The 12,506-nt window shown below is 73.1% G+C and carries 14 protein-coding genes and 1 pseudogene; 3 read left to right on the forward strand and 12 right to left on the reverse strand.

Annotated features, from left to right (window positions below; all coding sequences use genetic code 11):
• Positions 1-13: 13 nt before the first annotated feature.
• The 6 genes and pseudogenes from phnL to phnG all read right to left on the reverse strand — a co-directional run bounded on the left by phnL (position 14) and on the right by phnG (position 4,798).
• Complete coding sequence (gene phnL / locus MKK55_RS26315) at positions 14-721, reverse strand: phosphonate C-P lyase system protein PhnL (protein ID WP_243938499.1); 708 nt, start codon at positions 719-721, stop codon at positions 14-16.
• Positions 718-1,491 (reverse strand): phosphonate C-P lyase system protein PhnK, encoded by a 774-nt coding sequence (phnK, locus tag MKK55_RS26320; protein ID WP_147729897.1) that lies wholly within the window; start codon positions 1,489-1,491, stop codon positions 718-720. Before phnK ends, phnL begins: the two co-directional genes overlap by 4 nt.
• 236 nt (positions 1,492-1,727) lie before the next feature.
• A pseudogene (locus MKK55_RS26325) lies at positions 1,728-2,579 on the reverse strand (alpha-D-ribose 1-methylphosphonate 5-phosphate C-P-lyase PhnJ); the annotation flags it as partial.
• On the reverse strand, positions 2,576-3,697 hold the full coding sequence (locus MKK55_RS26330) for a carbon-phosphorus lyase complex subunit PhnI (RefSeq protein ID WP_243938503.1): 1,122 nt from the start codon (positions 3,695-3,697) through the stop codon (positions 2,576-2,578). The pseudogene MKK55_RS26325 and the gene MKK55_RS26330, both read right to left, overlap by 4 nt.
• A gap of 4 nt (positions 3,698-3,701) precedes the next feature.
• Positions 3,702-4,319 carry a phosphonate C-P lyase system protein PhnH gene (phnH, locus tag MKK55_RS26335; protein ID WP_243938505.1) on the reverse strand — a complete coding sequence of 206 codons (618 nt, stop codon included), beginning with the start codon at positions 4,317-4,319 and terminating at the stop codon, positions 3,702-3,704.
• Positions 4,319-4,798: a phosphonate C-P lyase system protein PhnG gene (gene phnG, locus MKK55_RS26340; protein ID WP_279596375.1), complete on the reverse strand. Its 480-nt coding sequence runs from the start codon at positions 4,796-4,798 to the stop codon at positions 4,319-4,321. Before phnG ends, phnH begins: the two co-directional genes overlap by 1 nt.
• 77 nt (positions 4,799-4,875) lie before the next feature.
• Between phnG and phnF the strand changes: the two genes are divergently transcribed.
• Complete coding sequence (gene phnF / locus MKK55_RS26345; RefSeq protein WP_243938508.1) at positions 4,876-5,637, forward strand: phosphonate metabolism transcriptional regulator PhnF; 762 nt, start codon at positions 4,876-4,878, stop codon at positions 5,635-5,637.
• A gap of 100 nt (positions 5,638-5,737) precedes the next feature.
• Here the strand turns inward: phnF and MKK55_RS26350 are convergent, their stop codons facing one another.
• On the reverse strand, positions 5,738-6,223 hold the full coding sequence (locus MKK55_RS26350; protein ID WP_243938510.1) for a type II toxin-antitoxin system YhaV family toxin: 486 nt from the start codon (positions 6,221-6,223) through the stop codon (positions 5,738-5,740).
• A gap of 3 nt (positions 6,224-6,226) precedes the next feature.
• Positions 6,227-6,553, reverse strand: a complete 327-nt coding sequence (locus MKK55_RS26355; protein ID WP_147843792.1) for a type II toxin-antitoxin system PrlF family antitoxin — start codon at positions 6,551-6,553, stop codon at positions 6,227-6,229.
• Between the two features lie 200 nt (positions 6,554-6,753).
• Here MKK55_RS26355 and MKK55_RS26360 point away from each other — a divergent pair, with 200 nt between their 5' ends.
• Complete coding sequence (locus MKK55_RS26360; RefSeq protein WP_243938512.1) at positions 6,754-8,028, forward strand: NAD(P)/FAD-dependent oxidoreductase; 1,275 nt, start codon at positions 6,754-6,756, stop codon at positions 8,026-8,028.
• A 16-nt stretch (positions 8,029-8,044) separates the two neighbouring features.
• Here the strand turns inward: MKK55_RS26360 and phnE (MKK55_RS26365) are convergent, their stop codons facing one another.
• Genes phnE (MKK55_RS26365) through phnC form a run of 4 tightly spaced genes read right to left on the reverse strand, consistent with a single transcriptional unit; the run spans position 8,045 to position 11,569 of the window.
• Positions 8,045-8,893, reverse strand: coding sequence for a phosphonate ABC transporter, permease protein PhnE (phnE, locus tag MKK55_RS26365; protein ID WP_243938514.1), 849 nt, complete (start codon positions 8,891-8,893; stop codon positions 8,045-8,047).
• On the reverse strand, positions 8,890-9,774 hold the full coding sequence (gene phnE, locus MKK55_RS26370) for a phosphonate ABC transporter, permease protein PhnE (RefSeq protein ID WP_147859454.1): 885 nt from the start codon (positions 9,772-9,774) through the stop codon (positions 8,890-8,892). The genes phnE (MKK55_RS26365) and phnE (MKK55_RS26370) overlap by 4 nt, the downstream gene beginning before the upstream one ends.
• A 25-nt stretch (positions 9,775-9,799) precedes the next feature.
• Positions 9,800-10,735 carry a phosphonate ABC transporter substrate-binding protein gene (gene phnD / locus MKK55_RS26375; RefSeq protein ID WP_147729660.1) on the reverse strand — a complete coding sequence of 312 codons (936 nt, stop codon included), beginning with the start codon at positions 10,733-10,735 and terminating at the stop codon, positions 9,800-9,802.
• Between the two features lie 42 nt (positions 10,736-10,777).
• Positions 10,778-11,569 carry a phosphonate ABC transporter ATP-binding protein gene (gene phnC, locus MKK55_RS26380; protein ID WP_243938516.1) on the reverse strand — a complete coding sequence of 264 codons (792 nt, stop codon included), beginning with the start codon at positions 11,567-11,569 and terminating at the stop codon, positions 10,778-10,780.
• A 285-nt stretch (positions 11,570-11,854) separates the two neighbouring features.
• Here phnC and MKK55_RS26385 point away from each other — a divergent pair, with 285 nt between their 5' ends.
• A complete protein-coding gene (locus tag MKK55_RS26385) occupies positions 11,855-12,457 on the forward strand; it encodes a hypothetical protein (protein WP_243938518.1) in 603 nt (200 codons plus the stop codon).
• Positions 12,458-12,506: the final 49 nt, after the last annotated feature.

Consider the following 12,506-nt stretch of genomic DNA (forward strand, 5'->3'; position numbering starts at 1 on the left):
ATGCCGCGCCCGCTCATGCCGCGATCGGCGCGCGGAAATCCGCCACGTCCACGATCCGCGTCGCCACCGCCTCGCGTACGTCGGCGTCGTGGAAGATGCCGAGGATGCCCGCGCCCGCCGCCCGCTTCTCGCGGATCAGCGCGATCACGACGCCGCGGTTGCGGGCATCGAGCGAGGCGGTCGGCTCGTCCATCAGCACGAGGGGCCGGTCGGCGATCAACCCGCGGGCGATGTTCACCCGCTGCTGCTCGCCGCCCGAGAAGGTGGCCGGCGGCAGGTCCCACAGGCGCTCGGGCAGGTCGAGGCGCGCGAGCAGCGCCGCGGCGCGCGCGCGCGCCACATCGGCGGCGAGGCCGCCCTCGATGCCCGCCGCCTCGACGATCGCGCGGGCGCCGACGCGGGGGATCACGCGCAGGAACTGCGAGACGTAGGCGACGACGTGCCGGCGCAGGGCCAGGATCGCGCGCGGCTCGGCCGTGGCGACGTCCACCGTGCGGGCTCCGTCCCAGATCCGGATCGCGCCGTGCTCGCAGCGGTAATTGCCGTAGGCCATCTTCAGGAGCGAGGATTTCCCGGTGCCGGACGCGCCGCCGAGCACCACGCACTCGCCCGCCGCGACGGCGAGGCTCGCGCCCGCGATCACCGGCAGCACCGTGCCGCCGCGCAGATGCAGGGTGAAGCGCTTGCCCACGTCCTGGAAGGCGATCAGCGGCGGGGTCATGCGGCGAGCACCGAGGAGACGAGGAGCTGGGTGTAGGCGGCCTGCGGGTCGTCGAGGACCTGATCGGTCAGCCCGGTCTCGATCACCCGGCCGTGGCGCATCACCAGCACCCGGTGCGAGAGCAGGCGGGCGACGGCGAGGTCGTGGGTGACGATGATCACCGCGAGGCCGAGCTCGGCCACGAGCCCGCGGACCATGTCGAGCAGGCGCGCCTGCACCGAGACGTCGAGGCCCGAGGTCGGCTCGTCCATCAGCACGAGGCGGGGGCTCGTCACGAGGTTGCGGGCGATCTGCAGGCGCTGGCGCATGCCGCCGGAGAACCGCGTCGGCGGGTCGTCGATCCGGTCTGCGGCGATCTCGACGCGGCCGAGCCAGTCGAGGGCGGTGGCGCGGATGCGGCCGTAATGGCGCTCGCCGACCCCCATCAGCCGCTCGCCGACGTTGCCGCCGGCCGAGACCGCCATGCGCAGGCCCTGCGACGCGTCCTGGCGCACGAAGCCCCAGTCGGTGCGCATCAGCGCCCGGCGCTCGGCCGCGCTCAAGGTCGCGAGGTCGCGGCTGGCGCCGTCGCGCATCCGGTAGGCGACCGAGCCCGCATCCGCCGCGACCTCGCCGGCGACCAGGCCGAGCAGGGTCGACTTGCCGGAGCCGGATTCGCCGACCACCGCCAGCACCTCGCCCGCCTCCAAAGTGAAGCCGACGCCGTCGCAGGCCGTGCGCGCGCCGTAGCGCTTGGTCAGGCCGGAGACCGTGAGCAGGGGGGCGGTCATGATCGTTCCTCCGCTCCGTTCTTCCCTCCCCCCGGCAGATCTCGGGCTTGCCCGAGATCCGCACACCGTGTGCCCAAGCCGGGCAGGCCCGACTTGGGTGCGGGGGAGGGTGGGCCTCGCGTGAGCGAGGGTCGGGAGAGGGGAGCGACAGTGCCGGATACCGCGCTCCCCTCTCCCGACCCGCTCCGCGGCTCCCCCTCCCCCGCAGAGGGGGGAGGGGGAGCCGCCGGCCCGAACCCGCACCGGCGCCGGTCCTCGCAATGATCGGTGTCGGAGCAGGCGAACATCCGCCCGCCGGCATCGTCGAGGACGACCTCGTCGAGGTAGGCGTCGTCCGCCCCGCACAGGGCGCAGGGGCGGTCGAAGCGTTGGATTTGGAAGGGATGGTCCTCGAAGTCGAGGCTGCGCACCCGCGTGTAGGGCGGCACCGCGTAGATGCGCTTCTCGCGGCCGGCGCCGAAGAGCTGCAGGGCGGGGCAGTCGTCCATCTTCGGGTTGTCGAACTTCGGCGTCGGCGACGGGTCCATGACGTAGCGGCCCGCGACCTCGACGGGGTAGGCGTAGGTGGTGGCGATGTGGCCGTGGCGGGCGATGTCCTCGTAGAGCTTGACGTGCATCGGCCCGTACTCGGCGAGCGCGTGGAGCTGGCGCGTCTCGGTCTCGCGCGGCTCGAGGAAGCGCAGGGGCTCCGGGATCGGCACCTGGTAGACCAGGATCTGGCCCTCCCTCAGCGGCGCCTCCGGGATGCGGTGGCGGGTCTGGATCACCGTGGCCTCCGCCGTCCGCGTGGTGGTGGCGATGCCGGCGGTGGCCGAGAAGAAGCGCCGGATCGAGACCGCGTTCGTGGTGTCGTCGGCGCCCTGGTCGATCACCTTGAGCACGTCGGACGCCCCCAGGATCGCGGCGGTGACCTGGACCCCGCCGGTGCCCCAGCCGTAGGGCATCGGCATCTCGCGGGCGGCGAAGGGCACCTGGTAGCCGGGGATCGCGATCGCCTTGAGGATCGCCCGGCGGATCATCCGCTTGGTGCCCTCGTCGAGGTAGGCGAAGTTGTAGCCGGTCTCCGGCCGCGCGGCGGGCGTGCTCATTCGGCGGCCTCCCGAAGCGCTTCGTCCGGGCCGGACTCTCCCGTCCGCGCGGCGGCGTGCTCGGCGCGCAGGCGGCGCAGCAGCTCCAGCTCGGCCTGGAAGTCGACGTAGTGCGGCAGCTTGAGGTGCTCGACGAAGCCCGTCGCCTGCAGGCTGTCGCAATGGGCGAGCACGAATTCCTGGTCCTGCGCCGGGGCGACCAGCGCCTCGCCGAGCTCGGCCGCGCGCAGCGATCGGTCGACCAGGGCCATCGCCATCGCCTTGCGCTCGCCCTGGCCGAAGACGAGCCCGTAGCCGCGGGTGAACCGGGGCGGGACGTCGCCGCCGCCGTGGAACTGGGCGAGCATCTGGCACTCGGTCATCGCCACGGTGCCGAGTTCCACCGGGAAGCCGAGCTCCTCGGGGACGAGCTCCAGCGCCACGGTGCCGAAGCGGACCTCGCCGACGAAGGGATGGGTGCGGCCGTAGCCGCGCTGCGTCGAGTAGGCCAGCGCCAGCACGAAGCCCTCGTCGCCCCGCGCCAGCGTCTGCAGCCGGACCGCACGGTCGGCCGGGTAGTCGACCGGCTCGCGGGTCAGGTCGCCGACGGGGGTGCCCTCGTCCCGGGGCGACGGCTCGATCAGGCCGGCCTCGCCGAGGAGGTCGGTCACGCGCGGGCGGGCGGCCGCGTCCGGGCCGGGCTCGGCCTCCGCGCCGGGCTCGGGCGCCATGCCCTCGGCGAGGGAGAAGTCGATCAGGCGATGGGTGTAGTCGAAGGTCGGGCCGAGCACCTGCCCGCCGGGCAGGTCCTTGAAGGTCGCCGAGACCCGGCGCGCCACCGCCATCGCCGCGGTCTCCACCGGCAGGGTGGCACCGAAGCGCGGCAGGGTGGTGCGGTAGGCGCGGACCAGGAACACCGCCTCGACGACGTCGCCGCGGGCCTGCTTGAGGGCGAGCGCGGCCAGATCCGGATCGTGGAGCGAGCCCTCGGTCATCACCCGGTCGACCAGCAGCCGCATCTGCTCGCGGATCTGCGCCACGGTGAGGTCGGGCACCGACGGGTCGCCCCGGCGCGTCTCGGCGAGCAGCCGGTGGGCGTTGTCGATCGCGGCCTCGCCGCCCTTCACCGCCACGTACATCGGTCTACGCCTCCGAAGGGACGGGCGAAGGGGCGGCCGAAGGGACGGGCCGCGACGAGCGCGGCAGCCCGGCGACGACGCCCGGCGCGGTGAGCACGAGGTCGAGCCCGCGCGGGAAGGCGGCGTGGTTCGCCGCAAGGCGCGCCGGCCAGTCCGCCGGCAGCGGCGCGGCGGCGCGCCGGATGCGGCCGCGGATGCCGGGGCCTTCGAAGGCGGCGCCATCCTCGGACAGGCGGTCGAGGGCCAGCACCAGGGTGGCGGAGGTGTCGGGATAGTCCGGCATGCCCTGCGCGAACGCTGCGAAGGGTGGGCAGGCGGCAGGATCCGCGATCAGCGCGAAGGCCGCGTCGGCGGGCTCGGCGACGATCGGTGCGCCGGTGTGGAAGCGCAGGAACGCGGCCACCGCCGGGTTCGCGGCGAGCGGCGCGTCGAGCCAGACCGGCGTGTCGGCATCGGTCAGCGCCAGCGCGACGGCGGCGAGTTCCGGCGTGAGCGGGGCGGGCGGAGAAAGGTCGCTCGCGAGCCGCCCGATGCGGCCCGGCCGGGCGAGCGCATCCATCAGCGTGCGGAACGTCCCTTGCGCGTCGTGGATCGGGTCGGCGAAGCCGCGGGCGAGCGCCATCAATCCTCGCCCCGCGCCAGGGTGAAGAAGTTCACCCGGGTCGCCGCGATCTTTCGCGCCGCGGCGGCCGCTTCCGAGGCGCGGCGTTCGGCAATCCCCGCCAGGGCGGCCTCGACCGCCCCGCGCCGCGCCGGGTGCTGCCAATGCGCGTCGAGGATGGCGGCGAGCCGGGCGCGCGGACGGTCGCGGCCGAGATGGTAGGCGAAGCCGGTCTCGCCGCCGGGCAGGCGCACCGCCGCCCGGGTCACCGTCGCCTCGCCGACGTTGAAGGCGCGCCCGTCGCCGCCGATGCGGCCGCGCGCCATGACGAGGCCGGTCTCGGGCGCGCGCAGATCCTCGGCCTCGCAGGACAGCCCGGTCTCGGCGAGAACGGCCTCGAGCTCGGCGAGCGAGGCCGCCCCGGCACGCGCCATCGCGGCGCGACGGGCTTCGACCTCTGGCGTTGCCGGGTCGGGTGCTGTTTGGCTGGCGCACGGCATTCGCGTTCGAAGGCCTCCGATTTGTCTATAGATATAGATAAATCCAGTCGTGGACGCAAGGGACGATGCGATCCGTCATGGACGAGGCGAGCGACACCCCGGTGACATCCGCCCGCGCCGGCCCCGTCGAGCGCGGCGCGGGCCTGGCCGCGTGGCGCCAGATCGCCGACGCGATCGGCGGCGCGATCGCGGGCGGCGAATTTCCGGCCGGCAGCCAGCTTCCCACCGAGGCGGCGCTGGCGGCCCGGTTCGGGGTGAACCGCCACACTGTGCGCCGCGCCCTCGGGACGCTGGCCGAGCGCGGCCTGGTGCGGGCGACGCAGGGGCGCGGCACCTTCGTCGAGCCGGGGCCGATCCCCTATCCGATCGGGCCGCGCACCCGGTTCTCCGAGATCGTCACCCGGGCCGGCCGCCAGGCCTGGGGCGACCTCGTCGCGGCGGCGACGGTGCCGGCGAGCCTCGAGACGGCGGAGGCCCTGGGGCTCGCGGCCGGCGATCCGGTGATCGAGATGCTGACCCTGCACCAGGCCGACGACGCCCCGATCTCGGCGGCGCGGATCGCCCTGCCGCTGCCGCGCTTCGCCGGCTTCGCCGAGGCCTACGCCGCCTCCGGCTCGATCACCCGCGCCTTCGCCGGGTTCGGCATCGCCGACTACACCCGCCTCTCGTCGCGGATCGGGGCACGCGCCGCCACCGCGGAGGAGGCCAGCCGCCTCGACGTGGCGCCGGGGCGGACCCTGCTCACGGTCGCCAGCGTCAACGTCGACGCCGCCGGCGAACGCATCCTGGCCGCGGCCTCCGTGTTCGTCGCCGACCGGGTCGAGCTGGTGGTGGATTAGCGGCGATGCCGCCGGCCGCGACGAGGGACTGAACCAGGCCTGAGTGCCGCTCCTGCGCGCGAAGCGCCCGGCAGGGGCGCCCTTGCGGACCGTCGGTCGGCTATTTCGCTGCTGCGGTCTTCAGGCGCGCTTTCGGCGGCCCCGCGGACGCCGCCGCGAGCAACGTCGCCCAATCGTCGGGGGGATGGCCCATGTCGAGCATCCGCTCGAACACGGCATAGGCGTCGGTCTTCGCGCCGTAGGTGCGCAGCGTCTCCGCGTCGTTCACCCACGCATAGATCAGGATCCTGGTCCGGCTGTCGTAGCGGAAGAACAGGCGGAAGCGGCCGTTGCCGTACTTGGCCCGGAACCAATGCTTTCGGGACGCGCCGAGGGGGGCGCCCTGGCGGTACTCGGCCCGGGACGGGTCCTGCGGGACGGTCTCGAACATCAATCTCCGCAAGACCGCGAGCAGCTTCGCGTTGGCGGTCCTGCGGTACCCGTCCGGGTCGTCGGCCTTGGCCTTCTCCACGGCGGCGGTCAGCGTCTCGAGCTGGTCGAGCAGCAGCGGATGGGCGAAGATCGTCCACGCGCCGACGACCGTCATCGATCAGAGCGCCACGGGACCGTCGATGTCCGCGCCGGGATCGGCGTCGATCCCCTCGGCGAGGGCCGACATGCGCTCCATCAGATCGGCGGGGAAGGGCGTGATGGCCTGCGGCCGGCGCGCCATGTCCTGGGCGAGGAAGGCCAGGAATCCCTCGATCACGGGGTCCGCCTCCTCGACCTCGACGCGGGTGAGGCGCACGCCGCCCTCGTCGACGACGTAGGCGATCTCGCCGCCGTAGCTGACGCCCAGGGCCTGGCGCACGGCCTTCGGGACGGTCGTCTGGCCCTTCGCGGTGATCTTGCTGCGCTCTCGTACGAGGGGACCCATCGCGGCCTCGGCCGCTTGAGGTAAGGAATTTCCCTTCCCTCGTCGGCAGCCTTCGAAGCAAGCGCGTCGCGGCGCAAGGCGACGCCCTATGCTCCCCGGCATGGGCAGGGCCGCCGAGGGCGGCGTTGCTCGCAGGTGCCCGGGTTGACTACTGACCCCGGATGCGAGGCGCACGCGCCCCCCTGCAGGATACGCAACCCATGACCGAGCCATCGGCCCGCCACGTCGTGATCATCGGTTCGGGGGCGGTCGGGACCGTGAGCGCGCTCGAATGCCTGCGCGCCGGCCATCGCGTCACGGTGGTCGATCCGGGCGTGCCCGGCGGGGAGCAGGCGTCGAGCTACGGCAATGCCGGCTGGCTCTCGTCGCACTCGGTGATCCCGCCGGCGGAGCCCGGCATCTGGAAGCGCGTGCCGTCCTACCTCGCCGACCCGCTCGGGCCGCTGGCCATCCGCTGGCGCTACCTGCCCCGGGTGCTGCCCTGGCTGGCGCGCTACATCTGGGCGGCGCGCACCGGGCGGCAGATCACCGAGACGGCGCGGGCGATGCGCACCCTGCTGGCGGATGCGCCCCGCCTCCATGCCGGCCTCGCCGAGGAGGCCGGCCTCGGCCACCTGATCGAGCGGCGCGGCCTGCTGCACGTCTATCCCGACCGGGCGGCCTTCGCGGCCGACGCCGCGGCCTGGGCGATCCGCCGCGCGGTCGGCGTGCGATGGCTCGAGCTCTCGGCCGACGAGCTGCGCCAGCGCGAGCCGACCCTGCATCGCCGCTACACCTTCGGGGTGATGGTCGAGGAGGCGGGCCATTGCCGCGACCCGGGCGGCTACGTCGCCGGGCTCGCCGACCTCGCCCGCGCCCGCGGCGCGACCTACGCCCGCACCCGCGCCACCGGGTTCCGCCTCGACGCGGGTCGGCTCGTCGCGGTGGAGACCGAGGCCGGCGCGATCCCGTGCGACCGGGCGGTGGTCGCCGCCGGCGCCCGCTCGGGCGCGCTGACCGCGAGCCTCGGCGACCGGCTGCCGCTGGAGAGCGAGCGCGGCTACCACGTGATGATCGCCGGCGCCGAGGCGGGGCCGCGCACCCCGGTGATGGCCTCGGACGCCAAGATGGTGGTCAACGCCATGGACGGCGGCCTGCGCGCGGCGGGCCAGGTCGAGTTCGCCGGGCTCGACGCGGCGCCGAACTGGAAGCGCGCCGAGATCCTGCGCGACCACCTGACCGGCATGTTCCCGGACCTGCCCGCGACCGTGCCGGCCGAGCGGATCCGGATGTGGCTCGGCCATCGCCCGAGCATGCCGGACGGGCGGCCCTGCATCGGCCGCGCCCGCCGCACCGGGGACGTGGTCTACGCCTTCGGCCACGGCCATGTCGGCCTCGTCGGATCGGCGCGCACCGGGCGCCTCGTCGCCCAGCTCGTCGGCGGCGAGGCGCCCGAGATCCCGCTGGCGCCGTTCGACCCCGGCCGCTTTCTGTAGGGAAGCGGCACCCGGCCTACCGCGCCGGCCCGCCGATCAGCGCCCGGCGCAGCCGGCCGGACACGGCGTCGATCGCCGCCACGGCGACGAGGATCATCAGCACGAGGCAGGCGACCTGCTGCAGCTCGAGCACCCGGATCAGCTCGCTCAGGTACTGGCCGATGCCGCCCGCGCCGACGATGCCGATGATCGTCGCCGATCGGGTGTTCGATTCGAAGAAGTACAGCACCTGGCTGCCGAGCACCGGCAGGACGGCGGGCACGAGGCCGAAGCGGATGCGGTGGAGCGCGCCGCCGCCGGAGGCCGCGACGCCCTCGCCGTCGCGGCGATCGACGGTCTCGACCGCCTCCGAGAACAGCTTGCCGAGCGCCCCGACGTCGGAGCAGGCGATGGCCAGCGCGCCGGCGAAGGGGCCGAGCCCAACGACGTTGATCCAGACCAGCGCCCAGATCAGCACGTCGACCGAGCGGACCACGTCGAGGCCGCGGCGTACCGCGAAATGCGCGAACGGGTTCGGCACCACGTTCCGGGCCGCGAGCAGCGCCAGCGGGAAGGCGACCAGTGCCGCGGCCAGCGTCCCGAGGAAGGCGATGGCCAGGGTCTCGCCGAGCGCGTGCAGGAAATCGGGGAAGCGGCCGCCGGCCGAGGGCGGCAGCATCATCAGCGAGAACTCGGCGAGCCGCCCGAGGCCGCACACGATGCGGGTGGCCGAGAAGTCGAGGCGCACCATCGCGAACGCCGCGAGCCCGAGGAGGGCGGCCAGGGTCGCGAGCGTCGCGAGCCGCGCGCCCCACGCGGTCCGGAACGCGTCGGGGTGGCGCCGGCGCAGGGCGGCGACGTCCACGGGACGCGGCGGCCGGCTCATCGCGCGCCCTCCGCCCCGATGAGGTGGTGGCGCAGCCGCTCGGTGCCGAGGTCGATCGCCATCACCGTCGCGACGATCATCAGGAGGATCGCGCTCACGTCCGCGTCGTAGAAGTTGCGGATCGCCACCAGCAGCTCCTGGCCGATGCCGCCGGCGCCGACGAAGCCCATCACCCCGGCGCCGCGCACGTTGATCTCGAAGCGGAGCAGCCCGTAGGAGGCGAAGCTCGACAGCACCTGCGGCAGCACCGCGAAGCGGATCGCCTGGATCCGCGAGGCGCCCGATGCGGTCAGCCCCTCGACCGGCCTCATGTCGATGTTCTCGACCACCTCGGAGAACAGCTTGCCGAGCGCCCCCGTGGTGTGGAGGGCGAGCGCCAGCACGCCCACCATCGGGCCGAGGCCGAAGGCGATGACGAAGAGCAGGGCGAACACGATCTCGGGCACCGTGCGCAGGACCTCGAGGGCGCGGCGCGTCAGGAAGCGGCCGGCGCGGGTGCGGGCGAGGTTCGCGGCCGCGCCGAAGCACAGCAGGAAGGCGCCGACGCCGCCGAGCAGCGTGCCGAGATAGGCCATCAGCAGGGTCTCGCCGAGGAGCGCCGCCCATTTCGGCAGGCCCCAGTACCATTCGGCGAGGTCGCCGCGCAGGTCGGCGAGGGTCAGGTGCGGCAGGATGCGGCCGAGATAGGCGGTGAGGTTGCCGATGTTGTCGGCGAGCACCAGCGGGCGCACCTCGGCCATCAGGCCCGACAGGACCAGCAGCCCGGCGACGACCGCGAGGAATGCCAGGCTCCGCCGCCGGGTCGACGCGACCGCGCGCCCGTAGGCCTCGGCCAGGGCCGCCGCCCGCTCGGGCGGCAGCGGCGCGATCCGCCCGCTCACGGCGGCGACCCGTCCGGTCCCGGGATCAGGACTTGCGGCGCTGCGCGTCGTTGAACTTCAGCATCTCGATGATCGGCTGGTAATCCTCCAGCGTCACGGGGGTGAGGCCGAGGTCCTTGCCGTCGGAGAGGCGGTCGAAGGCGGCCTTGTCGGCGGTCGGCAAAGCGACGAAGGCCTCGACGATCTTGCGCTTCAGGTCGGCGGGCAGGCTCGACAGCATCGCGAACGGGCCCTCGGGCAGGAACGCGGACTTGAAGACGATGCGGAAGTCGGACGGGCTCAGCGGCGTGCCGTCGGGCTTCTTCAGCATGCCCTTGGCGGCCATGCGGGTGACGACGGAATCGGTCTCGGAGTTCCACAGGTTGGCGGCGGCGTCGGCCGTGCCCTGGGTCAGCGCCAGCACCGCGTTCTCGTGGCTGCCGGCGTAGACGGTCTTGCCGAACAGCGCGTCGACGTCGTGGCCGCTCTTGTTGAGGAAGAAGCGCGGGGCCTGGTTGCCGGAGGTCGAGTTCGGGTCGACCAGGGCGAGGTTCCTGCCCTTCAGGTCCGCGATCGTCCGGTACGGGCTGTCGGCGCGCACGTAGAGCACCGAGTAGTAGCCCGAGGCGCCGTTATCGTGCTTCTGGTTGACGATCGGGTCGACCTTCACCCCCGTCATCACCGCGCGGGCGAACGAGGCCGGGCCGTAGAAGGCGATCTGGATGTTGCCGGCGCGCTGGCCCTCGATCACCGCGGCGTAGTCGTTGGCGACCCGCAGCTTCACCGGCACCCCGAGCGCCTTGGTGAGGTAGGCGGCGAGCGGCGCGTAGCGGTCGGTGGTGCCCGTGGCGTTCTCGACGGGAATCGCGCCGAGGGTGATCTCGGGCACCGTCGCCTTCCAATCCTGAGCCAGGGCGGGCTGCAGGGCGAGCGCGGCCAGGCCGCCCGCGAGGGCGCCGACGAGGGTGCGACGGTCGAGCATCATCATCTCCGGGAAGGGGCGTGGCACGGGGTTCGTCCGGGGTCAGGCGACGAGTGCGGCGGGCTCGACCGCGTTCGGCGCCCGGTCCATCACCTCGCCGGCCTCCAGGCCGTAGAGCTGCTTGGCGACGTCCTCGGTGAGGTCGAAGGCGCCGCCGTCGAACACCACGCGGCCGTCGGCGAGGCCGACGAGCCGGTCGCAATAGGCGCGGGCGAGGTCGAGCGAGTGCAGGTTGCACAGCACGGTGATGCCGAGGCGCCGGTTGGCGTCGGCGAGCGCATCCATCACCAGCTTGATGTTGCGCGGGTCCAGCGAGGCCACCGGCTCGTCGGCGAGGATGATGTCGGGCTCCTGCACCAGCGCGCGGGCGATCGCGACCCGCTGCTGCTGCCCGCCCGAGAGCTGGTCGGCGGGGTGGGCGGAAAAGCCCGCCATGTCGAACGCCTCGAGCGCCGCGAGCGCCCGCGCCCGGTCCTCGGCCGACCACAGCTTCAGGAGCGCGCGGTAGCTCGGGGCGTGGGCGAGGCGCCCCATCAGCACGTTGGTCAGCACGTCGAGGCGGCCGACCAGGTTGAACTGCTGGAACACCATGGCGCAGCGGGCGCGCCAGCGGCGCAGGTCGCGCCCCCGGAGCGCGGTGACGTCGAGCCCGTCGAACAGGATCCGCCCGGCCGAGGGCTCGGCGAGGCGGTTGAGCATGCGCAGGAAGGTCGACTTGCCGGCGCCCGACCGCCCGATCACCCCGACGAAGCTGCCCGGCTCGATCCGCAGCGAGATCCGGTCGACCGCGAGGCGCGGTCCGTAGCGCCGCGTGAGGCTATCGACGATGAGCATGCGTGCCGTCCGCCGCGAGGGATGCGCCGGTAGACCCGTCGCGCGCGACGATAGGATGACAGCCGCGCCGCAACCCGCGGTTTCGTCCTGAACGGGCGCCGATCCTGCCGTTCCGGCAAAGCCCATGCCCCGCGCGCCGACGCTCGGCTTCGGAGACGGGATCATGGGCCTTCGGTGCCAAGGGATGAAGGCGCCCGATCGGACGGCGCGCAGGATTTTAGTCTGGCTCGGCGCCGTCGTCGGATATACCGCTCTGGCGGTGCACGCGATTCGCGTTCCCGTCGAATGACGATCACGATGTTCCGAACCAGCGCCCTGACGGCGGTCCTGCGACGCGCGCTATTCGATTCGGATGCGAAGGAGGCGGAGCGATCGCCTCGAACGTCGATCCCTGAAAGTTTTTCAGGAAGAGATGCTTTGTCGCGCCCGTCGATCGGAGGCTTCCTCGCCGCCGCCCTGGTGCTCGGCCGCGCCGCCGCGGCGAATGCCGAGGACGCACCGTGGCACTGGACTTGGGTAACGCCGACCGAGAAGGGCTGGGTGACGGTGGAAGGAGACGCCGCCGTCACGCTGTCGGCCAACCGATTCTTCGCGCATCTGAAACCGGGTGCCCCAGGCTATTCTCCCGACGTGCGCATCGAGGGGCGTCTCGCCAATCGGAAAGCCGAAGCCCTCGTGACCTTGGAGGGCACCGATGCCTCCCCTGAGACCTACACCGGCAAGTTCCGGTCGATCCGTTCGAAGCTGTCGGATCCGAGTCACGGCTGGGGAAGCGACCGTATCAGCTTGATCGCGGGCTCGTCCTTTCTCGGGTTTTACCGGGAGGTGCAGGCGGCAAGGAGCAAGGACGACAGCAAGATCCAAAAGTTTCGGCTGAGGGCGTTCTGAAGCCGTTTGCCGATGCTCGGACAGGCAGGCGGCAGGGAAACCTTTCGCC

The sequence above is a fragment of the Methylobacterium sp. J-059 genome, assembly GCF_022829485.1.
Lineage (GTDB): Bacteria > Pseudomonadota > Alphaproteobacteria > Rhizobiales > Beijerinckiaceae > Methylobacterium.

What these genes read in the sequence shown, in the direction of transcription:
- phnL (WP_243938499.1), bottom strand. Translation starts at nt 721, where the DNA reads ATGACCCCGCCGCTGATCGCCTTCCAGGACGTGGGCAAGCGCTTCACC.
- phnK (WP_147729897.1), bottom strand. Translation starts at nt 1,491, where the DNA reads ATGACCGCCCCCCTGCTCACGGTCTCCGGCCTGACCAAGCGCTACGGC.
- MKK55_RS26330 (WP_243938503.1), bottom strand. Translation starts at nt 3,697, where the DNA reads ATGTACGTGGCGGTGAAGGGCGGCGAGGCCGCGATCGACAACGCCCAC.
- phnH (WP_243938505.1), bottom strand. Translation starts at nt 4,319, where the DNA reads ATGGCGCTCGCCCGCGGCTTCGCCGACCCGATCCACGACGCGCAAGGG.
- phnG (WP_279596375.1), bottom strand. Translation starts at nt 4,798, where the DNA reads ATGCCGTGCGCCAGCCAAACAGCACCCGACCCGGCAACGCCAGAGGTC.
- phnF (WP_243938508.1), top strand. Translation starts at nt 4,876, where the DNA reads ATGGACGAGGCGAGCGACACCCCGGTGACATCCGCCCGCGCCGGCCCC.
- MKK55_RS26350 (WP_243938510.1), bottom strand. Translation starts at nt 6,223, where the DNA reads ATGACGGTCGTCGGCGCGTGGACGATCTTCGCCCATCCGCTGCTGCTC.
- MKK55_RS26355 (WP_147843792.1), bottom strand. Translation starts at nt 6,553, where the DNA reads ATGGGTCCCCTCGTACGAGAGCGCAGCAAGATCACCGCGAAGGGCCAG.
- MKK55_RS26360 (WP_243938512.1), top strand. Translation starts at nt 6,754, where the DNA reads ATGACCGAGCCATCGGCCCGCCACGTCGTGATCATCGGTTCGGGGGCG.
- phnE (WP_243938514.1), bottom strand. Translation starts at nt 8,893, where the DNA reads ATGAGCCGGCCGCCGCGTCCCGTGGACGTCGCCGCCCTGCGCCGGCGC.
- phnD (WP_147729660.1), bottom strand. Translation starts at nt 10,735, where the DNA reads ATGCTCGACCGTCGCACCCTCGTCGGCGCCCTCGCGGGCGGCCTGGCC.
- phnC (WP_243938516.1), bottom strand. Translation starts at nt 11,569, where the DNA reads ATGCTCATCGTCGATAGCCTCACGCGGCGCTACGGACCGCGCCTCGCG.
- MKK55_RS26385 (WP_243938518.1), top strand. Translation starts at nt 11,855, where the DNA reads ATGACGATCACGATGTTCCGAACCAGCGCCCTGACGGCGGTCCTGCGA.